Here is a 22,983-nt window from a genome sequence, read left to right as displayed (position 1 = left end):
GCAATCCAGTATTCCAGAGGCGGCATTGATTGAGCCGAGAAGCCGCGGCGTACTGGATGCCCCGGTCCAGCCGGGGCATGACGGCGGTGATGAGCCGAGCGACCCTTCACTTCCCCACCCATTTCGGCGGCCGCTTCTCCGCAAACGCCTTCGGACCCTCGATGTAGTCCTGGGACGCAACCATCGCCTTCACGGCCGGATATTCCCGCTGCTCCTCGATCGCCTGCTCCAGCGACACGCCGAGGCCCTTCTGGATCGCCTGCTTTGACGCGCGGATCGACATCGGCGAATTCTTGGTGATCATCTCGGCCCAGCGCAGCGCGGCCGTGAGCGCTTCGCCCTGCGGCACCACCTCGTTGACGAATCCGAGTTCGAGACCCTCCTTGGCGCTGACATGACGCGCGGTGAGGATCATGCCCATGGCGCGCTTCAGCCCGATCTGGCGCGGCAGCCGGTGCAGGCCTCCGGCGAGTGCGGCCAGCCCGACGCGCGGCTCGGGCAAGGCGAAGGTCGCGTTCTCCGAGGCGATGATCAGGTCGCAGGCCAGCGCAATCTCGAAACCGCCGCCCATCGCCACGCCATTGACCGCGGCGATGATCGGCTTGTCGCAGTCGAAGCGCGCGGTGAGGCCGGCGAAGCCGCCCTTGTCCCAGCCCCGCTTGCCGCCGGCGGCCTGCCATTTCAGATCGTTGCCGGCGCAGAACGCCTTGTCGCCGCTACCGGTGACGATCGCGATCCACTGCTCGGGATCGGCGGAGAAATCGTCAAACACCTTGTTGAGCTCGAAATGCGCGTCGGTGTGCAGCGCGTTGTAGACCTCGGGCCGCGACAGCGTGACGATCGTGATCGGCCCCTTGCGTTCCACCTTGGAAAATTTCAGCTCCATCGTGCGCTCCCGCAGTTTCTCGTGAAGGAATATTGCCGGAATACTACCGCGCCTCCGCGCTGGAGCACCATCGAATTGCGCAATGCGCCTTGCGCATCTCACACGTCTCCCATTGCTTGACTTGGCGGCGCTCTTCCCACCTTAATCGTGCGAAGCAAAGCTGCGCCCAGCGCCTTAACGCAAAACGAAAAAATCATCCGGGAGAGAGCCGTGGATTTCTCGCTGCCTGCCGATCTCGTCGCCTATCTCACAGAGCTCGACCTTTTCATCGAACGCGAGATCAAGCCGCTGGAGGCGGTCGACGATAACATCCGCTTCTTCGATCACCGCCGCGAATGGGCGCGCACCGATTTCGAGAATGGCGGCCTGCCGCGCCACGAATGGGAGGCGCTGCTGCGCAAGGCCAAGGATCTCGCAGACGCCGCCGGTCATTTGCGTTTTGCGGTGCCGAAGCAATATGGCGGCAAGAATGGCTCCAACCTCTGGATGGCGGTCATCCGCGAGCACTTTGCCGCCAAGGGGCTCGGCCTGCACAACGACCTCCAGAACGAGCATTCCATCGTCGGCAACTTCCCCGTCGCCACCATGCTCGATCGCTACGGACGCGACGACCAGAAGGCGATGATCGACGGCTCGATCAAGGGCAAGTACCGCATCACCTTCGGCCTGACCGAGCCAAATCACGGCTCCGACGCCACCCATATGGAAGCGCGCGCGGTGCCCGCGACCCGTGACAACGTCAAGGGCTGGATCATCAACGGCGAGAAGATGTGGACGACCGGCATGCACGTCGCCACGCATTGCGCGCTGTTCGCGCGCACGTCAGGCAATGACGGCGATGCCCGCGGCATCACCTGCTTCCTGGTGCCGGCCACGAGCCATGGCGTGAAGATCGAAGAGTATATGTGGACCTTCAACATGCCGACCGATCATCCCCGCGTCAGCTTTACGGACGTGTTCGTGCCGGAGGATGCGCTGTTCGGCGAGGACGGTCGCGGCCTGTCGCTGGCGCAATGTTTTGTCCATCAAAACCGCATCCGGCAGGCAGCGAGTTCGTTGGGGGCAGCGGTCTACTGCATCAACGAGAGCGTGAAGTATGCGCGCGAGCGAAAACCGTTCGGCAAGGCGCTGGCCGAGAACCAGGCGATCCAATTCCCGCTGGTCGAGCTTGCGACGCAGGCCGAGATGCTGCGCCTGTTGATCCGCAAGACCGCCTGGGAAATGGACAAGCTCACCGAGGAGCAGATCGAGCGCACGCTCTCCGACCGCGTCTCGATGTGCAACTACTGGGCAAACCGCCTGTGTTGCGAGTCTGCCGACCGCGCCATGCAGGTTCACGGCGGCATGGGCTATTCACGCCACAAGCCGTTCGAGCACATTTACCGCCATCACCGCCGCTATCGCATCACCGAGGGCAGCGAGGAGATCCAGATCCGCAAGGTAGCGGGATTTTTGTTCGGCTATATGGGGCCGGGGAAGCATTGAGGGATTGTTGCGCGCAGTCTCTCCCCGGAGTCGTCCGGGCGAAGGCCGGGACCCATTACCCCACGGAGAAGTCGTTGCGCGAGACGGCAACTCCGAGTTTTCGCAAAACCCAATCCTGTGGCTATGGGTCCCGGCCTTCGCCGGGACGACGATGTGGCTGGAGTGGTGCTAATTCACCCTTCTATCCTTTCCCGCCCAATACGGCTCCCGCAACTGCCGTCGCAAAATCTTGCCTGAGGGATTGCGCGGCAGCGCCGGCAAAAACTCCACGCTCTTCGGCGTCTTGAAGCCGGCGATGCGCTCGCGCGTGAAGTTGATGATGTCGGTGGCGGTCGCCTGCTTGCCGGGCTTCATCACCACAACGGCCTTCACCGCCTCGCCCCATTTGTCGTCGGGTATGCCGATCACGGCAGCTTCCGCGACGTCGGGATGATCGCACAGCGCGCTCTCGACCTCGGCCGGGTAGATGTTTTCGCCCCCGGAGATGATCATGTCCGGCGCGCCGCCTTCGGTGGTGATGACGCTGCGCACGCCCGGCAACTGGTCCTTGATCTGGCGGACCTGGGTGATGAACTCAGGTCCCACGAACAGCACCGGCGCTTTGCAGTCGCTCACGATGAAGGCGACCTCGGGGCCCGCGAGCCGCCAGTTCACCGGCGCCATCACCACGCCGGCCTTCATGGCACCCATCAGCAGCTCGAAATAGTTGTCGCTGTTCTTGCCGAGATAGGCGATGCGCTCGCCCTTGTTCACACCCATCGCGATCAGCGCATTGGCGACGCGATTCGTCTTGATGTCGAACTCGGCGAAGCTGGTGACACGACCTTCGAACTCGAAGGCGATGGCATTGCCGCGGCTCTTGGCGCGCTCGCGCACCATGTCGGCGAGGTCAGCCAATGGCTGTGTGGTGGACATGTCTCTCCCGTGACGTCTTGTTCTTATGCCGCGGAGTGTGGCGTCATCCGCGGGCGAAGACAAGATGGGAGAGGGTACGCCATGGCTTCAGCGTCGTCGTCTTGGCGAAAGCCAGGACCCATAGCCACAAAACGCAATTCGGCGAAGACTGGCCATGGCCAATCTTCGCCAAAGAACATTCGGTGATAATGGGTCCTGGCTTTCGCCAGGACGACTACGGAGAGAGCCTCAGCCCCGCTTCGCACGGTCCTTTTCATTCTGCGCCATGATGCTCTCGCGTGCGGTTTTCCAGTCGTCGTCGCTCCAGTCGCGGAGCTGGTAGAAATTGCCGCCCATCGCGAGCGCCTGCGCGCCGTCCATGGCGATGGTCTCGCCGCTGATCCAGTCGCAACCGCCGGAGATCAGGAACACGGCGACGTTCTGCAATTCCTCCATGGTGCCGACGCGGCCCATCGGGTTCATCGCCTTGGTGCGCGCGCCGGCTTCGTCACCGGGCTTGATGCGCTTGCTCATGCCCTCGGTCGGGATCTCACCCGGCGCGATCGTGTTCAGCCGGATGCCGTAGCGGCCCCATTCGGTGGCGAGCGACATCGTCATGGCATGGATCGCCGACTTGCTCATCGCCGACGGCACCACGTAAGGCGATCCGTTGCGTACCCAGGTCGTGGTGATCGAGACGACGTTGCCGGGCTGCTTCAACGCGATCCAGCGCTTGCCGACCGCCTGCGTCACGTAGAACGTGCCGTGCATGACGATGTTGGCGACGGCGTCAAAGCCGCGCGGCGACAGCTCCTCGCTGCGCGAGATGAAATTGCCGGCGGCGTTGTTGATGAGGTCGGTGAGGGGGCCGTCGCGAAAGATGGTCTCGATCATCTCCTCGACCGCGAGCGCGTTGCGGATGTCGACGCCGTGGCTGGTGACGCGGCCGCCATGCTCGGCCATCAGCTCGGTCGCGGTCTCGTCGCAGACGATCTTGCGCCGGCCGCAGATGTGGACTTCCGCGCCGAGCTGGAGAAAGCGCGCCGCCATCGACTTGCCGAGCCCGGTGCCGCCGCCGGTCACGAGGATGCGCCGCCCCGCCAGAAGATTTTCCTTGAACATGGCTGTTTCCCCCGTCGCGATTGTCGGTTAATTGATCGATTGACTAAATCCGGCCGCCGGCTTCCTGTAAAGCGGCACCGAACAAGAACAGCCGGGAACCAGGGGAGAATTCATCCATGGAAGAGCGCGTCTCGATCTCGATCTCGGAAGGCGTCGCCGACGTGCGCCTGGTGCGCGCGGACAAGATGAATGCGCTGGATCAGGCCATGTTCGAGGCCCTTGTGGCCGCAACGGATCGGCTTTCGAAGGAAAAAGGCGTGCGCGTCGTGGTGATGTCCGGCGAGGGCCGCGCCTTCTGTGCCGGTCTCGACATGGGGCGTTTTGCCGCCATGAAGGAAAAGGGGGGCAATGGAATTCCGGGTGGCGAAAATCGCGACCTCACCAAACGCACGCACGGCCAGGCGAATTTTGCGCAACAGGCCGTGTGGGGCTGGCGCCAGCTTCCGGTCCCCGTGATCGCGGCGATCCAGGGCGTCGCCTTCGGCGGCGGCTTCCAGCTCGCACTCGGCGCCGACATGCGCTTCCTCACGCCCGATGCGCGAATGTCGGTGATGGAAATCAAATGGGGTCTGGTACCCGACATGGCGGGCACGCCGATCCTGGCTTCGCTCGTGCGCGACGACATCTTGCGCGATCTCACCTACACCGGCCGCATCTTCTCCGCGCAGGAGGCGATGGCTTACGGTCTCGCCACGCGCATCTGCGACGACCCGCGCGCTGCCGCGCTCGACGTCGCGCGCGAGATCGCGGGAAAAAGCCCCGATGCGATCCGCGCCGCGAAACGCATGCTCAACAATCTCTCGGTCGATCCGGGCCCCGCGCTACTCGCCGAGTCCGTCGAGCAGCAGAAGTTGATCGGCAGCGCGAACCAGACCGAGGCGGTGCGTGCCAATCTCGAGAAGCGCGCGCCGAAGTTTGCGGATTAGCGCAGACCTCATCCCGAGGAGCCGCGAAGCGGCGTCTCGAGGGATGGGCCACGGGCTCTCATGGTTCGAGACGGCGCCTTGCGCCTCCTCACCATGAGGGGCAACTTCAACAACAAAGAAAAACAACAATGAGCGAAACCTCAAATTTCCTCGGCATCGTCTCCGGCGGGCGCAGCCGCTCCCATGCCGAGGTCGCTGATCGTGCCGACCGCATCGCGAGCGGTCTCAGCCAGATCGGCGTCAGGCAGGGCGATTGCGTCTGCATGCTGATGCGCAACGACATCGCCTTCATCGAAGCCGCCTATGCCGCCATGCGGCTGGGCGCCTACGGCGTGCCGATCAACTGGCACTTCAAGCCGGAGGAGATCAACTACATCCTGAACGACACCGGCACCTCCGTGCTGATCGGCCATGCCGACATGCTGCATGCCTTGCGCGATGCGATTCCCCAAGGCGTCACCGTGCTCAGCGTGCCGACGCCCCCGGAGATCCTGTCCAGCTACAAGATCGATCCCGATCATCTGAAGACGCCGGACTTCGCGATCGATTTCGAATCCTGGCTCGCAGAGCACCAGCCCTATGACGGCCCGGTCGTGCCGCAGCCCATGAACATGATCTACACCTCGGGCACGACAGGCCACCCCAAGGGCGTACGGCGCAACGCGCCGACGCCGGAGCAGGCGGCTGCCGGCGAGCGCATGCGCGCGATGATCTACGGGCTCAAGCCCGGCGCCCGCACGATCCTGCCGGGCCCGCTCTATCACTCCGCGCCGAACTCGTTCGGCATTCGCGCGGGAAAACTCGGCGGCGCACTGGTGCTGATGCCCCGCTTCGAGCCCGAGGAATTGCTCGAGCTGATCGAGCGCTACAAGATCGACACCATCTTCATGGTGCCGACCATGTTCATCCGCCTGATGAAGCTGCCGGAGGAGGTGCGCAAGCAATACGACGTCTCCTCGCTCCGCCACATCATTCACGCCGCAGCACCCTGTCCGGCGGACGTCAAGCGCGCCATGATCGAATGGTGGGGGCCGGTGATCTATGAATTCTACGGCTCGACCGAATCCAGCGCCGTCACCTTCGCGACCTCCGAGGACGCGCTGAGGAAGCCCGGCACCGTCGGCAGGATTTCGCCCGGCGCCGAGCTGCGCTTCATCGGTGAGGACGGACGCGTGCTGGGTGTAGGCGAGATCGGCGAGATCTACTCGCGCATGGCCGGGATGGCCGATTTCACCTACCACAACAAGCCGGAGAAGCGCGCCGAAATCGATCGCGACGGCTTCATCACCTCCGGCGACGTCGGCTATATCGACGAAGAGGGCTACGTCTTCATCTGCGACCGCAAGCGCGACATGGTGATCTCGGGCGGCGTCAACATCTATCCGGCCGAGATCGAGTCCGTGCTGCACGCGGTGCCCGGCGTGCATGATTGCGCGGTGTTCGGCATCCCCGATGCCGAGTTCGGCGAAGCGCTGATGGCGGTGGTCGAGCCGCAAGCCGGCGTTACGCTGGGTGCCGCCGAAATCCGCACCCGCCTGAAGGCCTCGCTTGCCGACTACAAGGTCCCAAAGCACATCGAGATCCGCACCGGGCTGCCGCGCGAAGACTCCGGCAAGATCTTCAAGCGGCGCCTGCGCGATCCCTATTGGGAGCAGGCGGGGCGGAAGATCTAGCGGTGCGTAGCCCGGGTGAGCGAAGCGATACCCGGGATAACAACCAGTAAGACCCGGATGTCGCTTCGCTCATCCGGGCTACACGAGCACGCGAATACGTGAGCGGCTTTATCGATCGCAACCTCGCGCATCGTGCTATACTCACGGGATCATTGACCTTCGGATCATCCCATGGCTCCCGTTTCCATCCTGCTAAACCTGCTCTGGATTCTCATTGGCGGCGCCTGGATGGCGCTCGGCTGGCTGGTCGCCGCGGTCATCATGGCGGTCACCATCATCGGCCTGCCCTGGGCGCGGGCGGCGTTCAATATCGCCGTCTACACGCTGATGCCGTTCGGCTCGCGGGCGGTCAGCCGCTATGAGGTCACCGGTGTCGAGGATGTCGGCACCGGCCCGCTCGGGGTGATCGGCAACATCATCTGGTTCGTGCTCGCCGGCTGGTGGTTGGCGCTCGGCCACCTCTTCACCGCCGTGGCCCTCGCGATCACCATCATCGGCATTCCCTTCGCCTGGGCCCACCTCAAGCTCGCCGGCATCGCGCTCTGGCCGATCGGCAAGGTGATCGTGCCGGCTTAAGGCAAACTCGTAGGATGGGTAGAGCGCCAGCGAAACCCATCAAACCGTCCGCTGATGACGAAGCATGATGGGTTTCGCAAGCGCTCAACCGATCCTGCGCGCTGATTCGAAGTGGACCACGACTGCTTTCAACGTGGCATAAGTATCCTGCCCCTCCGCAATGCGTCACATTTCATTGCAACTTTTTCCCGACTTCATTGTTGACGAGCGGGAGCGAACGCGGCCGCAACGTGCCGCGGCTGGCCCTTGGTTCATTCTTATCGGGAGGCGATTGCATGAAGTGGCTTTGCTTGATGGGCTTTGTGGCGGGGGCCATTGCTTTAACACCCACACCTTCTGCTTCGGCGATGCCCGTTGCCAAGCCGGACGCACTGGGCGCGTCTCAGACTGACACCATCGAGGTCAAGGGCGGCCACGGACATGGCGGTGGCCACGGGTGGGGTCATCGCGGCGGCCGTGGTCATCATTACGGCTGGGGCAGAGGCCGAGGCCATCACTATGGCTGGCGGCACCATCGCCACTGGTAAGCGTCACTATTGTCCCGAGATTGGAGTCGGGTGGCCGCTCAATGCTTCCGACCCACAATCCCTCGCGTTGCCCGACGGGCAAAACCCGCCACATGCAGGTCAATCGATCGGTTCTCCAATATTCTGATTGACCGAATTCGCTTCTTCGGGTAAACCGCAACTATTCCGGCCCGCTAAAAAGGGCGTTTCGCGATCGTCACGATACGTGAGCCGGGATGCGATGGACGCGGCAGCGCCGGCGCGTGACGAGATGGCAGGGCGGGCTACGCCTGTGAGCCATCGCGATCCGCGCGAACGACCCGGCGCGGTCACAGCGGTTCTTTTCGGCTTCGGTGGCGAGCACGCGCGAGCTTCCGGATGTCCGGGGAGGGACGTCCGCGGACGGCAAAAGCGTGTGGTCCTGACGCCCGGGGTCTGTGCGTCAAGGCTTGCGGTGATGTGCGGCCCGACCGGGTGGGCGCATCGATCATCTGCGAGGCGACGGGGGCAATAGTGCATCGCTGCCCGGCGAGAGCGCGCCATAAGCCGTAAACCATTGCGCAGGGAAGGCCGGGATGTTCCGGCATCACCTGTGGTTACCCCCGCGTGCGTCTTTCGCTTGCGGACCCTGGGTGCCAGCCGGCGCCCGGCCTTCCCTGCGCCCTTTTTTATCGATGAGGGCGAAACGACAGCAAAACTCGGGCCCGGCGCCGCGAGACCGCGGACGTGTGCGCGCGTCCGTCGGCAAGGCGCATTTCTCCCATGATAGGTGATGTTGCCGCGCCGCCCCCAACTTCATCTTGCGCTGCGGCAAAAAACTTGCACACTCGGCTGAGCCGGGCAGCCAAGCGAGCTCGAACAGCGGAGCGAGCCAATGTCCCTCCAGACCATATCATCCGACACCGCCGATCAGCGCCCCAACCGCCCCGAGGACGTCCAGGCGATGGAGGCGGACGCGCGGATGCGGGACGACATCCGCCTGCTCGGGCGCATTCTCGGCGACACGGTGCGCGACCAGGAGGGGCCTGAATTGTTCGATCTGGTCGAGCGCATCCGGCAGACCTCGATCCGATTCCACCGCGACGAGGACCGGCTCGCCCGCCGCGAGCTCGAGCAGATCCTCGACAGCATGTCGACCTCCGAGACGGTGCGGATCGTCCGCGCCTTCAGCTATTTCTCCCACCTCGCCAACATCGCCGAGGACCAGAACAACATCCGCCAGATGCGCGCCAACAAGGGCGGCGGCTCCGGCGTGCTGGCCGAGACGCTCGCCCATGCGAGGGCTGCGGGCATCGGTGCCGATGCCCTGCGCAACTTCTTCAAGAGCGCGCTGGTCAGCCCGGTTTTGACGGCGCATCCGACCGAGGTCCGCCGCAAGAGCACGATGGACCGCGAGATGGAGGTAGCTAGCCTGCTCGATCGTCGCGAGCGCGTCGCGCTGACGGCGGAGGAGGCCGCCGCCAGCGACGAGCAGCTCCGCCGCGAGGTGCTGACGCTGTGGCAGACCAATCTGCTGCGCCGGACCAAGCTCACCGTGCTCGACGAGGTCGCCAACGGCCTGTCGTTCTATGATTACACGTTTCTCCGCGAGGTGCCGCGGCTGGTCAACGCGCTGGAGGACCGGCTGGAGGAGGGCGGCGAGCAGGCGGCCGGCGAGCTCGCCTCGTTCCTGCGCATGGGCAGCTGGATCGGCGGCGACCGCGACGGCAATCCCTTCGTCACCGCCGACGTGATGCGCGGCACGCTGCGGCTGCAGTCGAGCCGGGTGATGCAGTTCTATCTGAATGAGCTGCACGTGCTCGGCTCGGAATTGTCGATCGCGGCCCATCTCGCCGACGTCTCCGAGGAGCTGCGCACGCTGGCGGAGCGCTCGCCCGATACCTCGCCGCACCGGAGCGGCGAGCCGTATCGTCTTGCGGTCTCTGGCATCTATGCGCGCCTGACTGCAACGGCCGAAATGCTTCAGGTCGAGATCACGCGCCGGCCGGTCGGCAAGGGCGCGCCGTATGACAGCGTCGGGGAGCTCAAGGCCGATCTCGACGTGCTGCACCGCTCTCTGATCTCCAACAACGCCGGCGTCATCGCCCGCGGCCGGCTGCGGCTGCTGCGCCGTGCGGTGGACTGCTTCGGCTTCCATCTGGCCCGGCTCGACATCCGCCAGAACTCGGCAGTGCACGAGCGCACCATCGCCGAGCTGATGGACGCCGCCAACCCCGGCATGTCCTATCTCGCGCTCGGCGAGGACGCGCGCATCTCCCTGCTCACCAACGAGCTGCGCTCGACGCGCTCGCTGGTGTCGCCATTCGTCAAATACAGCGACGAGACCATGGGCGAGCTCAACGTCTTCCATGCCGCCGCCGAGGCGCATGCGAAGTTCGGCTCGGACGCCATTCCCCAATGCATCATCTCGATGTGCAAGGGCATGTCCGACATGCTCGAGGTCGCGGTGCTCCTGAAGGAGGTCGGTCTCGTCCATCCCTCCGGGCGCAGCGCGATCAACATCGTGCCGCTGTTCGAAACCATCGAGGATCTGCAGGCGTCTTCCACCATCATGGACCGCATGCTCTCGCTGCATGATTACCGCCGGCTGGTCGACAGCCGCGGCAGCGTGCAGGAGGTCATGCTGGGCTATTCCGACTCGAACAAGGATGGCGGCTTCGTCACCTCGGGCTGGGAGCTCTACAAGGCCGAGATCGGCCTCGTCGACGTGTTCGAGCGCCACGGCGTGCGCCTACGCCTGTTCCATGGCCGCGGCGGTTCGGTCGGCCGCGGCGGCGGACCGAGCTATGATGCCATCATCGCCCAGCCCGGCGGCGCGGTGAACGGCCAGATCCGCATCACCGAGCAGGGCGAGATCATCTCGTCGAAATACTCCAACGCCGAAGTCGGCCGCAACAATCTGGAGATCCTGGCAGCCGCAACGCTGGAGGCGAGCCTGTTGCATCCGCGCCAGAGCGCGCCGCGCCGCGAATATCTGACCGCGATGGACGAGCTTTCAAGCCTCGCCTTCAAGGCCTATCGGGGCCTCGTCTACGAGACCGACGGCTTCGTCGATTATTTCTGGGCCTCGACGGTCATCAACGAGATCGCGACGCTCAACATCGGCAGCCGCCCGGCCTCGCGCAAGAAGACCCGCGCGATCGAGGATTTGCGGGCGATCCCCTGGGTGTTCTCCTGGGCGCAATGCCGCCTGATGCTGCCCGGCTGGTACGGCTTTGGTAGCGCGGTCGAGCAGTGGATCGCGGAGCATCCCGACAAGGGCATGCCGTTCCTCAAAGAGCTCTACAAGGAATGGCCGTTCTTCCGCATGCTGTTGTCGAACATGGACATGGTGCTGGCCAAGAGTTCGATCGCGATCGCCTCGCGCTATGCCGAGCTCGTGCCCGACGAGGCGCTCCGCGAAAAAATCTTCGGCCGCATCCGCCGCGAATGGCATTCCTGCATCGAGACGCTGCTGGACATCATGGGCCAGGACCGTCTGCTGCAAGGCAACCCGCTGCTGGAGCGCTCGGTGCGCCACCGCTTCCCCTATCTCGACCCGCTCAACCACGTGCAGGTCGAACTCTTGAAAGAGCACCGCGCGCAGAACCCGGACGAGCAGGTGCTGCGCGGGATCCAGCTGACGATCAACGGGATCTCGGCGGGATTGAGGAATACGGGGTAGAGACATGGTGAGTGGCGAGTGGAATCGATTCGCCACTCACCATTCGCTGCACTCAACAGAAATGCGCGCCCTGCGTCTCCACATACACCGCATAGAGCGACTGGCTCGCGGTCATGAACAGGCGGTTGCGCTTCTTGCCGCCGAAGCAGACGTTGGCGCAGGTCTCGGGCAACAGGATCTGCCCGATGCGCGCGCCGTCGTTTGGCGCGAACACCTGCACGCCGTCATAGCCGGGGCCGACCCAGCCGGCGCCGACCCAGATGTTGCCTTCGGTGTCGACGCGCAGGCCGTCGGGGAAGCCTGATTTGCCGTCGAGCGTCATGTCGATCAGCTTCTTCGGGTTCGAAAGCTTCGCCCCATCGATGTCGTACGACCACACCACGTTCTTGGCTTCAGGATAATGCGTGATGCCGGTGTCGCAGACATAGAGCTTCTTGTAGTCCTGACTAAAAGCGATGCCGTTCGGCTTGAACGGCTCGTCGGCCACCTTCGCGACCTGGCCGCTCTGCGGATCAATGCGATAAACCGCTTCCTTCTGATGGGGCTGCAGCGAGCCGGTATTGGCAAGCTTGCCCTCGTAGATACTGATCGCGCCGTAGCCGGGATCGGTGAACCAGATCGCCTTGTCGTTGGGATGCATCACCATGTCGTTGGGGCCGTTGAGCGGCTTGCCGCCGGCCTGCTCGGCCAGGGTCGTCACCGAACCGTCGTGCTCGTAGCGGACGAGCCGGGTGCGCTCGGCACTGAGCTGGCGCCCCTCGGTGTCGAACGAGTTGCCGTTGGCCTCGTTCGACGGCTTGTGGAACTGCTCGGAGATGTGGCCGTCGTCATCGAGGTAGCGCAGCTGCCGGTTGGCGGGGATGTCACTCCAGACCAGATATTGCCCTTGCGCATTCCACGCTGGCCCTTCCGCCCACAGGCAGCCGGTATAGAGCCGCTTGATTGCGGTGTTGCCGACCTTCGCCTTGAAGCGCTTGGGATCGATGGCAATGATGTCAGGATCGGGATAGCGCTGCGGCTCGGCATTGGCGCCGAAGTCGCGGGCGTCCGCGCGTGAGGCGAGCAGGGCGGATGCGGCAACGGTCGCGGCGCCCTTGAGGAGCGTGCGGCGGGCGAGGCCGCTGCCTGCAGTCGTGTCGTCGGAGTCGGTCAGCATTCTTGTCATGGTTTCCTCCCAAAGTTGTGTTGGGAGGAAATGATCCGCCAGCAATCGGGCGTAAAGCGGAGCGATCTCCGGACAAGGCAGCCGGAGATCGCAGAGCAGGAATGCCGGAAGTGCGGCTCGACGGGATCCTTACACGGGATCCCACGGGAAGATGTCGGCGGAGCGGTCGAGCTTGTAGAATGATCCCTTCAGCGCCGGCATGCCGTGTTCCGCGATCGATTGCGGCGTCCAGCCCTCGCTCCGGTGCACCGAGCGCAGCGGACGGTTCTGGCTGAACAGGAACAGCTCGTTCATGCGCGCGCCGAAGATCTGCCCGGACACGTCCTTGGCGGCATCGGAGAGCAGATAGGCGCAGACCGGCGCGATCTTCTCCGGGCCCATCTGCTTGATCTTCTCGACGCGCGCCTTCTCGGCTTCGGTCTCGGTCGGGATGGTCCCGATCATGCGGGTCCAGGCGAACGGCGAGACGCAGTTGGAGCGAACGTTGAAGCGGCCCATGTCGAGCGCAATAGACTTCGACAGGCCGACGATGCCGAGCTTGGCGGCGGCGTAATTGGCTTGTCCAAAGTTGCCGATCAGGCCGGAGGTCGAGGTGAAGTGCACGAACGAGCCGGACTCCTGCTCGCGAAAAATCCGCGCCGCGGCGTGGCTGACGTAGAACGAGCCCATCAAATGCACCTTGATGACGGCCTCGAACGCTTCCACGCTCATCTTGTGGAAGATCATGTCGCGCAGGATGCCGGCATTGTTGACCACGCCGTCGAGCCGGCCGAAATGATCGGTCGCGGTCTTCACGATCTTGCTGGCGGGGATGGCTTCGGCCACCGACTCGAAATTGGCGACGGCGGTGCCGCCGCGCTTCTTGATCTCCTCGACCACTTCCTCGGCGGGCGCGGCGCTGGTGCCAGCGCCGTCCGCGGCGACGCCGGGATCGTTGACGACGACCTTGGCGCCCTCGCCGGCGCAGAGCAGCGCGATTTCGCGCCCGATGCCGCGGCCTGCGCCGGTGACGATGATGACCTTGTCTTGCAGTGATTTCGTCATGTGGATTACCTCTCGTTCGTAAACACGATCGTGCCCGACGCGGCGAACATGCCGCCGACGCCGTGACACACCGAAATCTTCGCGTTGGCGACCTGCGCCGGCGCGATACCGCGCATCTGCCGCACGCTCTCCTGGAGCGCGTACATGCCGTACATGCCCGAATGCATGTAGCTCAGGCCGCCGCCATTGGTGTTGAGCGGCAGCTTGCCGCCGGGCCGCGTGTTGCCGTCGGCGATGAACTTTCCGGTCTCCTCGTGCGGCATGAAGCCGAGGTCGCCGAGGCCGAACAGCGGCAGATGCGCAAAGGCGTCGTAGATCATGAGATGGTCGACGTCCTTATGCGCGATGCCGGCCTCCTTGAAGGCGAGGGGCCCCGCGGTCTTGAACGCGCGCGAGGAGTTGAACGTCTCCATCTGGCTGACCATCGGCGTCTCCACGCTCTCGCCGGTGCCCATGATGTAGACGGGCTTGCGCGGAAAATCCCTGGCACGGTCCGCCGAGGTCAGGATCAGCGCACCGCCGCCGTCGGTGACGAGGCAGCATTGCAGCAGGCGGAACGGATAGGCGATCATGCGCGAGTTGAGGACGTCCGCGACCGTGATGGGATCCTTCATCATCGCGCGCGGATTCTTCGCCGCCCACTCCCGCTGCACCACTGCGACCGAGGCGAGCTGCTCGTGCGTGATGCCATAGGTCTTCATGAAGCGAAGCACGGGGATCGGGAACATGCTGGGCGGGCCGTAGACACCGAACGGCGCCTCGAACTGGCCTTGCAGGCTGTCGGCAGGAATCGAGCGCGGCGCCTTGCCGATCATCGACTTGCCGCTCTCGGCATGGGTGATCAGCACCGTCTTGCACAGGCCGGCCTCGATCGCTGCGGCGGCATGGCGGACGTGCAGCATGAAGGAGCAGCCGCCGACCGAGGTGCCGTCCACCCAGGTCGGCTTGATGCCGAGATAGTGGCAGACCTGCTGCGGCGTTTCGACGGCGGTGGCGAAACCATCGATGTCGGACAGCTTCAGCCCGGCATCGGCAATGGCATTGAGCGCCGCATCCGCGTGAAGCTGGAGCTGCGAGGCGTTGGGGATGACACCGAGCTCGGTGGTCTCGGCCGCGCCGACGACGGCAACCTGATTGCTGCGCATGGGCTTACCCCTTCGCCGGACGGAATACGGGAAGGGTGATCTTGTCGTCGAGCGCCTCGAAGGCCACCTCGAGCTTCATGTCGAGTTCGAGCGCCTCCGGTGTCTGCGGGCAGTCGATGATGTTGCTCATCATCCGCGGTCCCTCTTCGAGCTCGACTACCGCAATCGCGTAAGGCGGCGTGAAGCCGGGCGCGGCGGGACGGTGGTTGATCACGTAGCTGTAGAGAAAGCCCTTGCCGCTCGCCTTGAAGATGCTGACCTTGCGCGAGGCGCAGGACGGGCAGAACGGGCGCGGCGGGAAATAGACATGCGCACAGGCGTCGCAGCGCTGCAGGCGCAACTCGCCCGCCTTGGTGCCGTCCCAGAAATGCTGGGTCTCCGGCGTCGGTTTCGGTCGCGCGCGATGCGGTTCGGCCATCTCGGCAGGTCCTCCCAAGGCCAAGCGAAGCCCAGCTGTTGCGATCTTGATGCGACAATCGACCATGGCGCGTCAACGGTCCAGCAATGCGCATGCATGCCATCATGCGCACAATGCTTGTGTCGAAGTGAGGCAGCGCTATACATTGCGCGCAAATATTCCGTGAGACAGACATGCCCGATTTTTCGACACTGAAGAAGCTCGCCGAAGACCTCGAAAGCGGCCGCACCAGCTCCCGCAAGCTGGTCGAGGCTTGCATCGCCAAAATCGCCGATCCGGCCGGCGAGGGGCAGCGTACCTTCATCCATGTGGACAGGGACGCCGCGCTTGTGGCGGCGGATGCGATGGACGGTTTGCGCAAGGTGAAGGCGGCGCCGTCGCGCTACGCCGGTATCCCGGTCTCGATCAAGGATCTCTTCGACATCAAGGGCCAGGTGACGCGCGCCGGCTCCCGCGCGCTCGATGATTCCTCGCCGGCCGAGCAGGATGCCCCCACGGTAGCGCGGCTGCGCAAGGCCGGCTTCGTCGTGATCGGGCGCACCAACATGACCGAGTTCGCCTATTCCGGCATCGGCATCAATCCGCATTACGGCACGCCAAAGGGCGCCTGGAACCGGGCCGAGGGCCACGTGCCCGGCGGTTCGTCCTCGGGTGCCGCGGTGTCCGTGCTCGACGGCATGGCGCATGGCGCGCTCGGCACCGACACCGGCGGCTCCTGCCGGATTCCGGCGGCCTATAACGGCATCGTCGGCTACAAGCCGACGCAGCGGCGCGTGCCGCTCGACGGGGCTGTGCCGCTGTCGTTCTCGCTCGACAGCATCGGGCCGCTGGCACGATCGGTCAGTTGCTGTGCCATTCTCGATGCCGTGCTCGCCAACGAGCTGATCGGCCCGCTGAAGCCGCGACCTGTCAAGGGCATGCGGCTGGCGGTGCCGACCACGATCGCGCTCGATGACCTCGACGCGGCTGTGGCCGGGACATTCGAGCGTGCGCTCAAGAGCCTTGCCGATCACGGCGCGATCATCGAGCGCATGGAGATGGCCGAATTCCACGACATCGGACCGATGAACGCCAAGGGCGGCTTTGCGGCTTCCGAAAGCTACGCCTGGCACCGCTACCTCCTCACATCCAAGGGTGACGTCTACGATCCCCGAGTCTCCGTGCGCATCATGCGCGGCGAGGCGCAGAGCGCGGCGGACTACATCGATCTTCTCCACGAGCGCCGCTCGCTGATCGCCCGCGTCAATGCGCGGATCGCGCCCTATGACGCGCTGGTGCTGCCGACCACCGCCAACACGCCGCCGAAAATCGCCGATCTCGCCGACGACAAGGAGTTCACCAGGGAAAACCTGCGGGCGCTCCGCAATTGCACCCTGATCAACATGATCGACGGTTGCGCCATCTCGCTGCCGGCGCATCGCGAGGGCGAAATTCCCGTCGGCCTGATGCTGGCGGGCGCGGGCGGATCGGACCGCTGTATCTTCGAGCTTGCTGCCGGCATGGAGGCCGTAATTCGTGTTTGACCTGACCTTCACCGTTGACACCCAGGACACCACCACGCCGCTGACGCTGGCGATCGACCAGATGGTCATCGCCGGCTGGACCGGCCGCGATCCGGTCGCGCGCGACAAGCACATTGCCGAGCTGCAGGAGATGGGTATCGCGCCGCCGGCCTCGACGCCGATCTACTACCGTGCCTCGGCGCGGCGGCTGACGCAGGAGGACAGCATCGAATGCACCGGCGGCGATTCCTCCGGCGAGGTCGAGTTCGTGCTGATCGGCTGGCAGGGTCGCATTTTCGTCGGCTGCGGTTCCGACCACACCGACCGCAAGGTCGAAGCCTACAACGTCACGGTGTCCAAGCAGATGTGCGACAAGCCGATCGCATCCACCGTGTGGGAGCTCGAGGACGTCATCGGCCATTGGGACAGGATGATCCTGCGCTCCTGGGCCACGATCAAGGGCGAGCGCGTGCTCTACCAGGAGGGCACGCTCGACGCGATGCTGCCGGTCGTCGACCTCATCGCGCGTGGCTTCGACGGTGGGAAATTCCCCGACGGCTGCGCCATGTTCGGCGGTACGTTTGCGGCGAAGGGCGGCATCCGTCCCGCCGATCGCTTCGATTTCGAGCTGGAGGACCCCGTGCTGAAGCGCACGATCAAGCACGGCTATGACGTGGTGACGCTGCCGGTGCGGGGCTAAAGTCTCTCCTTCGTCATTGCGAGGAGCTCTTGCGACAAAGCAATCCAGACTGGTTCCGCGGAGGAATTCTGGATTGCTTTGCTCCGCTCGCAATGACGGGGAGAGAGACGGAAATCGGGTGGTAGAGGACGGGGCGGTCCTGCGAAGGTCAGAGAGCCATGACAGCAACAGCACGCAAATCGCCTCAATCCCCGTCAGCGGATACTGCCGCCCATGTCGATGCCCTCGACTGGCCGCAAATCACCGGCGAGCTCGACACCCACGGCTCCGCCGTCCTGAAGGGCCTGCTCACGCCGGAGCAGTGCCGCGCCGTCGCCGCGCTCTATCCCGACGACACCAACTTCCGCAGCCGTATCGTCATGGGCCGCCACGGCTTTGGCCGCGGCGAATACAAATATTTCTCCTATCCGCTGCCCGATCTGATCGCGCAGTTGCGCCCGGCGCTCTACGCGCATCTCCAGGGCGTCGCCAATCGCTGGAACGAGGCGATGGGGATCGACATTCGCTATCCCGCCACTCACGCCGCGTTCCTGAAACGATGCCACGAGGCAGGCCAAACGCGGCCGACGCCGCTGCTGTTGCAATATGAGGCCGGCGATTTCAACTGCCTGCATCAGGATCTCTATGGCGAGCACGTGTTCCCGCTCCAGGTCGCGATCCTCTTGTCCGAGCCGGGACGCGATTTCACCGGCGGCGAGTTCGTGCTGACCGAGCAACGCCCGCGCATGCAGTCCCGCGCCGAAGTGGTTCCGCTCGCGCAGGGCGACGCCGTTGCCTTCGCTGTGCATCATCGTCCAGTGCAGGGGACACGCGGCACCTACCGCGTTAATCTCCGCCATGGCGTCAGCCGGATTCGCTCTGGCCAGCGCTACACGCTGGGTGTGATCTTTCACGATGCGAAATAAACGCTGCCGCTGATGGGGGATTTGTTCGATAATGTCGCCGAAGCTCAGCCGTCGCGCGAGAAGATCGCCGACGGCGCCGTGCTGCTGCGCGGCTTCGTCAAGCCGATCGAAAGCGAGTTGATCGATGCGGTGCGCGCCATCGTGGCGCAGTCGCCGTTCCGGCGCATGACCACGCCCGGCGGGCATCTGATGTCGGTCGCCATGACCAATTGCGGCGAGCGCGGCTGGATCACCGATCATACCGGCTATCGCTATGATCCCATCGACCCGCGGACCGGGGCGCCGTGGCCGGCGATGCCACCCGTGCTCCGCGATCTCGCCCGCCGCGCGGCGGACCAGGGCGGCTTTACTGGCTTTGCGCCCGATGCCTGCCTCGTCAACCGCTATGAGCCTGGCACGCGGCTGTCGCTGCATCAGGACAAGGACGAGCTGGATTATTCGGCGCCGATCGTCTCGGTCTCGCTTGGGCTACCTGCGACCTTCCTGTTCGGCGGCCTGGCACGCAACGACAAGCCGCGCCGGTTCCGGCTCGTCCATGGCGATGTCGTGGTCTGGGGCGGGGCTAGCAGGCTCGCCTATCATGGCGTCGCGCCGCTCGCCGATGGTGAACATGCGTTGCTCGGGCCTAAGCGGATCAATCTGACGTTTCGCAGGACGCGCTGATCTTCCTTCTCCCCTTTTGGGAGAAGGTGCCTTCCCGAAAGGGAAGGCGGATGAGGGGTCTCCATCCGCGGAGACAGCCCCTCATCCGTCTCGCCGCCGCTGCGCGTCAGCGATCCACCTTCTCCCGCAAGGGGAGAAGGAAAGAGTTCCGGAACGACGATGCTTCGTTTACGGCTTCGGCGGGTGGATGAATGCCCACGGGCTCACTTCCGAATCCCGCGTCACTTCCACCGAGATCAGATACGGCCCGCCATGGGCGAGCGCCTTCTCCATCGCCGCCTTGAACTGGTCAGGCGCGGTGACGCGCGCGGATGCGACGCCAAAGGACTCCGCCAGCTTGACGAAATCCGGATTGACCAGATCGGACGCCACCACGCGGCCGTCGAAGCGCTCGCGCTGGTCGCGGCGGACATTGCCATAGGCGTTGTTGTTGAACACCAGCGTCACCACGCCGATGTTGAACTGCACGGCGGTGGCGAGCTCCTGCACGCCGAACATGAAGCCGCCGTCGCCAGTGATCGCCACCACCGGCTTGTCGGGATTGGCGACCTTGGCGCCGAGCGCGGTCGGGAAGCCCGAGCCGAGCGTGCCCTGATAGCCGGATGTGATGAAGGTGCGCGGCTCGTAGATCGGGAAGCCGTACCAGGAGGCGAAGCCGAACTGCGACAATTCATCGGTCACGATCGCGTTCGCCGGCAGCACCTCGCGCAGGATGTTGAGATACGCCATTTGCGGCTGGATGCGTTGGATCTCGGCGTGCGCTGTCGCAGTGGCCTCGCGGATCGCTCCCCGCCGGCCGCTGGTCCTGGCATAGCCGGCCTTCTTCACGGCTGCGACCAGATCGGCGGTGCCGGCTTTGGCATCGGCGACGATAGCGACATCGGAGGCGAGCCGGCGCATCTCGGCCGGATCGATATCGACACGAATGGATTTCAGCCCCTTCGGCTGATACGGCCAGCGGAAGCCCGATGCCGGCAGTTCGGCGCGCGTGCCGATTGCGATCATCAAATCGGTTGTCGGCCACAGCTTGTAAGCTGCCGCCATGGTCAGGCCGAGCTCATGCGCGTTGGAGACGATGCCGCGGCCGCTGCGGAAGGCGACAACAGGGGCGTCGATCATCTCGGCGAGTTCGAGAATCTCCTCGCGCGCCTCGATCGCGCCGCTGCCGACGAAGATCATCGGCGCCTTGCTGTTCCTGATCAGCGCGGCCGCTTGCTTGATCATGTCAGGGTCGGGCTGCGGCGCGGGCAGCGGCTCCAGCACTTGCGCAGCCGCGGTGTCGGCGCGCTGGGTGAAGACGTCCCAGGGCATCTCGACCGAAGCGGGGCCACGCCGTCCGGACGTCATCTCCTGGAAGGCGCGCGCGACGGTGGTCGGCGCGTTGCCGGGATATTCGATCCGGTCCGCCCATTTCACATAGGTGCGTAAGGTCGCGAGCTGGTCCGGCATCTCATGCAGATGGCCGCGGCCCTTGCCGAGAAATTGCGTCGGCACCTGGCCGGTGACGCACAGCACCGGCTCGTTGCAGCCGAAGGCGGTGAGCAGCGCGGCGCTGGCGTTGAGCACGCCGGGGCCGGGCACCACGCTGAACACGCCGGGCCTGCCGCTGGAACGGGCATAGCCGAACGCCATGTAGCCGCAGGCCTGCTCGTGCCGCGCGCCGATCACCTTGAGCTGGGCCTGGTGGAAGGCGTCGAACAGGCCGTAGACCTGCGCGCCGGGCAGGCCGAACACGGTGTCAACGCCATGAGCGACAAGGCCGCTTACGATCGCTTCGCCGCCGGTGAGGGTGGTCATGGCATTATTCCATTTCAATCGGTGTTCAGGCTTCGTTGACGACGCCGTTTCGCAAGGTCCCGATGCCATCGGCCGCGACTTCGATAACATCGCCCGGCTTCAGATAGCGCGGCGGATCGAACCGCGCGCCGGCGCCGGTCGGCGTGCCCGTGACGATGATATCGCCGGGAACGAGCGTCGCGAAGGTCGAGATATAGCTGATGAGATAGCGGAACGGAAACATCAATCGGCTGGTGCGGTCGTCCTGCCGCAGCTCGCCATTGACGTGCGTGGTGAGGCGGATGTCGGCGACCTGCGATTCCTGCGTGTAGGGCACCAGCCACGGGCCGAGGCTGCCGCTGGAATCGAAGTTCTTGCCCTGCGTGACGTTGAACTTGGCATGGCGCAGCCAGTCGCGCACCGAGCCTTCATTGCAGAGCGTCAGCGCGGCGACGTGATCGAGCGCCGAACTTTCCGGAATGTGCCGGCCTTGCTTGCCAATCACCAGCACGATCTCGCCCTCATAGTCGAGCTGCGCGGAGGCGCGCGGGCGCACCAGCGGCGTGTCGTGGCCGACGAAGGAGCGCGGCGAGCGCATGAACATGCTCGGATATTTCGGCGCGTCCTGGCCGTCCTTGTACTCGGCATTGCGGTCGGGATAATTGACGCCGATGCAGATGATCTTTTCCGGCGCGGGCACCGGTGGCAGCCAGATGATGTCACCGAGCGCGTGATCGGGCGTGCGGCCGGCGGCCTCTTCGGCGAGGCTCGCGAGCTTTCCTGCGGCGATCACCTCGCGCAGCGTCGGATAATCCTTGGCGTGGCGCGCGGAGAGATCGACAATGCCGCCGTCGACGACGGCGCCGTAGCTGACGGCGCCGTTGACGGAATAGGTGGCGAGGCGAGGGAGATTCATTGCTTAATCCGCCACCAGCACGTCGGCCACGAACTTCGGTTCACGCACGGTCTGCCCGGAGAACGGCGAGCCCTGCTCGAACCAGGAGCGCGGGGCGGGCGCGCCCCACAATGTCTGGCGGCGCGGATCGCGCAGCGACCAGCGCAGCGGCTCGTGGTCGTGATCGCCGGTGAAATAGTCGCTGGTGTAGAGCTCGAGACGGTGTCCATCGGGGTCGCGGACGTAGAGAAAGAATGCGTTCGAGATGCCGTGGCGCCCGGGGCCACGCTCGATGTTCTTCACGAAGCCCTGCGAGGCCATGACGTCGCAGAGGTGGATGATGTTCATCGCCGTCGGCGTCCAGTAGGCGAAGTGGTGCAGCCGCGGGCCCTTGCCGTTGGTGATGGCGAAATCGTGGACATTGCCCTTGCGATGCATCCAGGCCGCGGCTATGCGCCCGTTCGGCCCGTCCTCCTCGGCGTATTCGGTGAGGCGAAAGCCGAGCCGGGCATAGAATTCGACGGTGTCCTGCACCTCGGCGGCGAACACGTTGAAATGGTCGAGCCGCTGCGGGTGGCAGCCCCTGTAGAGATCGTAGCGGCGCAGCAGATGCGGCCGCCGGTCCATCGACGCATACAGCTCGATCTGGAAGCCGAAGGGGTCGGTGAACTGCAGCGTGCGGCCCTGGAACGGTTGATCGACGAAGGCGTAGCCAAGGCCGTTCTCGGACAGGAACTTCGCGGCCTTGTCGAGATCCCCGTCATTGCCGACTTTGAAGCCGAGGCGGTTGCAGGCAGGCGCCGCCGCCTTGCGCAACACCAACGAGTGATGCTGGTGCTCCTCGGCGGCGCGCAAGTAGACGACCTTGTCGTCGGCGTCCTCGACATGCAGGCCGACAACGCTTTCATAGAACTCGCGGCTGAGCTTCAGGTCGGTGACGTCCAGCACGGCGTGGCTGGAGCGGATGATGTTGAACGGCGGCTCGAAGATATGTTGCGGTACGGGCATTGCGTTTCCCCTCTCTAGACCCAGCCATTC

The 22,983-nt window shown here is 64.7% G+C and carries 19 protein-coding genes; 9 read left to right on the top strand and 10 right to left on the bottom strand.

Features of this window, described 5'->3' with window-relative positions:
* Nucleotides 1–106 precede the first annotated feature (106 nt).
* On the bottom strand, nucleotides 107–886 hold the full coding sequence (locus RX329_RS30420) for an enoyl-CoA hydratase-related protein (protein WP_085352188.1): 780 nt from the start codon (nucleotides 884–886) through the stop codon (nucleotides 107–109).
* A 210-nt stretch (nucleotides 887–1,096) separates the two neighbouring features.
* On the opposite strand from RX329_RS30420, the gene RX329_RS30415 reads away from it, so the two are divergent.
* Nucleotides 1,097–2,371, top strand: a complete 1,275-nt coding sequence (locus RX329_RS30415) for an acyl-CoA dehydrogenase family protein (protein WP_018456970.1) — start codon at nucleotides 1,097–1,099, stop codon at nucleotides 2,369–2,371.
* Nucleotides 2,372–2,539: 168 nt separating this feature from the next.
* On the opposite strand, the gene RX329_RS30410 is transcribed toward RX329_RS30415, so the two are convergent.
* Both RX329_RS30410 and RX329_RS30405 read right to left on the bottom strand, forming a co-directional pair.
* On the bottom strand, nucleotides 2,540–3,286 hold the full coding sequence (locus RX329_RS30410) for an AMP-binding enzyme (protein ID WP_317244751.1): 747 nt from the start codon (nucleotides 3,284–3,286) through the stop codon (nucleotides 2,540–2,542).
* Between the two features lie 228 nt (nucleotides 3,287–3,514).
* Nucleotides 3,515–4,387, bottom strand: coding sequence for an SDR family oxidoreductase (locus tag RX329_RS30405; protein WP_018456968.1), 873 nt, complete (start codon nucleotides 4,385–4,387; stop codon nucleotides 3,515–3,517).
* A 116-nt stretch (nucleotides 4,388–4,503) separates the two neighbouring features.
* On the opposite strand from RX329_RS30405, the gene RX329_RS30400 reads away from it, so the two are divergent.
* The 4 genes from RX329_RS30400 (at nucleotide 4,504) to ppc (ending at nucleotide 11,732) form a co-directional block, all read left to right on the top strand.
* Nucleotides 4,504–5,313 (top strand): crotonase/enoyl-CoA hydratase family protein, encoded by an 810-nt coding sequence (locus RX329_RS30400; protein ID WP_085362320.1) that lies wholly within the window; start codon nucleotides 4,504–4,506, stop codon nucleotides 5,311–5,313.
* A 128-nt stretch (nucleotides 5,314–5,441) separates the two neighbouring features.
* Nucleotides 5,442–6,986, top strand: a complete 1,545-nt coding sequence (locus tag RX329_RS30395; protein ID WP_085362321.1) for an acyl-CoA synthetase — start codon at nucleotides 5,442–5,444, stop codon at nucleotides 6,984–6,986.
* A 171-nt stretch (nucleotides 6,987–7,157) separates the two neighbouring features.
* On the top strand, nucleotides 7,158–7,562 hold the full coding sequence (locus RX329_RS30390) for a YccF domain-containing protein (protein WP_018456965.1): 405 nt from the start codon (nucleotides 7,158–7,160) through the stop codon (nucleotides 7,560–7,562).
* A gap of 1,380 nt (nucleotides 7,563–8,942) precedes the next feature.
* A complete protein-coding gene (gene ppc, locus RX329_RS30385; RefSeq protein WP_085362323.1) occupies nucleotides 8,943–11,732 on the top strand; it encodes a phosphoenolpyruvate carboxylase in 2,790 nt (929 codons plus the stop codon).
* A 52-nt stretch (nucleotides 11,733–11,784) separates the two neighbouring features.
* Here the strand turns inward: ppc and RX329_RS30380 are convergent, their stop codons facing one another.
* From RX329_RS30380 to RX329_RS30365, 4 genes are all read right to left on the bottom strand, one after another.
* Nucleotides 11,785–12,897, bottom strand: a complete 1,113-nt coding sequence (locus RX329_RS30380; protein ID WP_085362324.1) for an SMP-30/gluconolactonase/LRE family protein — start codon at nucleotides 12,895–12,897, stop codon at nucleotides 11,785–11,787.
* 129 nt (nucleotides 12,898–13,026) lie between these two features.
* Complete coding sequence (locus RX329_RS30375; protein WP_007593675.1) at nucleotides 13,027–13,941, bottom strand: SDR family oxidoreductase; 915 nt, start codon at nucleotides 13,939–13,941, stop codon at nucleotides 13,027–13,029.
* Nucleotides 13,942–13,946: 5 nt separating this feature from the next.
* The gene (locus RX329_RS30370) at nucleotides 13,947–15,086 is read right to left on the bottom strand and encodes a thiolase C-terminal domain-containing protein (RefSeq protein WP_085362325.1); all 1,140 of its coding nucleotides are present in this window, start codon (nucleotides 15,084–15,086) and stop codon (nucleotides 13,947–13,949) included.
* A gap of 4 nt (nucleotides 15,087–15,090) precedes the next feature.
* The gene (locus RX329_RS30365) at nucleotides 15,091–15,504 is read right to left on the bottom strand and encodes a Zn-ribbon domain-containing OB-fold protein (RefSeq protein ID WP_026233272.1); all 414 of its coding nucleotides are present in this window, start codon (nucleotides 15,502–15,504) and stop codon (nucleotides 15,091–15,093) included.
* 173 nt (nucleotides 15,505–15,677) lie between these two features.
* Between RX329_RS30365 and RX329_RS30360 the strand changes: the two genes are divergently transcribed.
* From RX329_RS30360 to alkB, 4 genes are all read left to right on the top strand, one after another.
* Nucleotides 15,678–17,027, top strand: coding sequence for an amidase (locus tag RX329_RS30360; protein ID WP_085362326.1), 1,350 nt, complete (start codon nucleotides 15,678–15,680; stop codon nucleotides 17,025–17,027).
* Complete coding sequence (locus RX329_RS30355) at nucleotides 17,020–17,706, top strand: DUF2848 domain-containing protein (protein WP_085362327.1); 687 nt, start codon at nucleotides 17,020–17,022, stop codon at nucleotides 17,704–17,706. The genes RX329_RS30360 and RX329_RS30355 overlap by 8 nt, the downstream gene beginning before the upstream one ends.
* Before the next feature lie 158 nt (nucleotides 17,707–17,864).
* On the top strand, nucleotides 17,865–18,611 hold the full coding sequence (locus RX329_RS30350; protein WP_085352195.1) for a 2OG-Fe(II) oxygenase: 747 nt from the start codon (nucleotides 17,865–17,867) through the stop codon (nucleotides 18,609–18,611).
* 9 nt (nucleotides 18,612–18,620) lie between these two features.
* Nucleotides 18,621–19,274 (top strand): DNA oxidative demethylase AlkB, encoded by a 654-nt coding sequence (gene alkB, locus RX329_RS30345; RefSeq protein WP_198957675.1) that lies wholly within the window; start codon nucleotides 18,621–18,623, stop codon nucleotides 19,272–19,274.
* A 168-nt stretch (nucleotides 19,275–19,442) separates the two neighbouring features.
* Here the strand turns inward: alkB and RX329_RS30340 are convergent, their stop codons facing one another.
* Genes RX329_RS30340 through hpaD form a run of 3 tightly spaced genes read right to left on the bottom strand, consistent with a single transcriptional unit; the run spans nucleotide 19,443 to nucleotide 22,953 of the window.
* A complete protein-coding gene (locus RX329_RS30340) occupies nucleotides 19,443–21,071 on the bottom strand; it encodes a thiamine pyrophosphate-dependent enzyme (protein WP_085362329.1) in 1,629 nt (542 codons plus the stop codon).
* A gap of 25 nt (nucleotides 21,072–21,096) precedes the next feature.
* Nucleotides 21,097–21,966 (bottom strand): fumarylacetoacetate hydrolase family protein, encoded by an 870-nt coding sequence (locus tag RX329_RS30335; protein WP_085362330.1) that lies wholly within the window; start codon nucleotides 21,964–21,966, stop codon nucleotides 21,097–21,099.
* Nucleotides 21,967–21,969: 3 nt separating this feature from the next.
* On the bottom strand, nucleotides 21,970–22,953 hold the full coding sequence (hpaD, locus tag RX329_RS30330) for a 3,4-dihydroxyphenylacetate 2,3-dioxygenase (RefSeq protein WP_085352199.1): 984 nt from the start codon (nucleotides 22,951–22,953) through the stop codon (nucleotides 21,970–21,972).
* Nucleotides 22,954–22,983: the final 30 nt, after the last annotated feature.

The organism is Bradyrhizobium sp. BWC-3-1, from assembly GCF_032917965.1.
Taxonomy (GTDB): Bacteria; Pseudomonadota; Alphaproteobacteria; order Rhizobiales; family Xanthobacteraceae; genus Bradyrhizobium; species Bradyrhizobium canariense_D.
The sequence above is the reverse complement of the archived record's forward strand: the minus strand, read 5'-3'. Positions and strand labels throughout refer to the sequence as shown.

Bases quoted from the DNA above. Each gene is read 5' to 3' on its own strand.
- RX329_RS30375 (WP_007593675.1), bottom strand. From the start codon at position 13,941: ATGACGAAATCACTGCAAGACAAGGTCATCATCGTCACCGGCGCAGGC.
- hpaD (WP_085352199.1), bottom strand. From the start codon at position 22,953: ATGCCCGTACCGCAACATATCTTCGAGCCGCCGTTCAACATCATCCGC.
- RX329_RS30335 (WP_085362330.1), bottom strand. From the start codon at position 21,966: ATGAATCTCCCTCGCCTCGCCACCTATTCCGTCAACGGCGCCGTCAGC.
- RX329_RS30365 (WP_026233272.1), bottom strand. From the start codon at position 15,504: ATGGCCGAACCGCATCGCGCGCGACCGAAACCGACGCCGGAGACCCAG.
- RX329_RS30370 (WP_085362325.1), bottom strand. From the start codon at position 15,086: ATGCGCAGCAATCAGGTTGCCGTCGTCGGCGCGGCCGAGACCACCGAG.
- RX329_RS30360 (WP_085362326.1), top strand. From the start codon at position 15,678: ATGCCCGATTTTTCGACACTGAAGAAGCTCGCCGAAGACCTCGAAAGC.
- RX329_RS30390 (WP_018456965.1), top strand. From the start codon at position 7,158: ATGGCTCCCGTTTCCATCCTGCTAAACCTGCTCTGGATTCTCATTGGC.
- RX329_RS30420 (WP_085352188.1), bottom strand. From the start codon at position 886: ATGGAGCTGAAATTTTCCAAGGTGGAACGCAAGGGGCCGATCACGATC.
- RX329_RS30350 (WP_085352195.1), top strand. From the start codon at position 17,865: ATGACAGCAACAGCACGCAAATCGCCTCAATCCCCGTCAGCGGATACT.
- RX329_RS30410 (WP_317244751.1), bottom strand. From the start codon at position 3,286: ATGTCCACCACACAGCCATTGGCTGACCTCGCCGACATGGTGCGCGAG.
- RX329_RS30380 (WP_085362324.1), bottom strand. From the start codon at position 12,897: ATGACAAGAATGCTGACCGACTCCGACGACACGACTGCAGGCAGCGGC.
- RX329_RS30405 (WP_018456968.1), bottom strand. From the start codon at position 4,387: ATGTTCAAGGAAAATCTTCTGGCGGGGCGGCGCATCCTCGTGACCGGC.
- RX329_RS30400 (WP_085362320.1), top strand. From the start codon at position 4,504: ATGGAAGAGCGCGTCTCGATCTCGATCTCGGAAGGCGTCGCCGACGTG.
- ppc (WP_085362323.1), top strand. From the start codon at position 8,943: ATGTCCCTCCAGACCATATCATCCGACACCGCCGATCAGCGCCCCAAC.
- RX329_RS30395 (WP_085362321.1), top strand. From the start codon at position 5,442: ATGAGCGAAACCTCAAATTTCCTCGGCATCGTCTCCGGCGGGCGCAGC.
- RX329_RS30340 (WP_085362329.1), bottom strand. From the start codon at position 21,071: ATGACCACCCTCACCGGCGGCGAAGCGATCGTAAGCGGCCTTGTCGCT.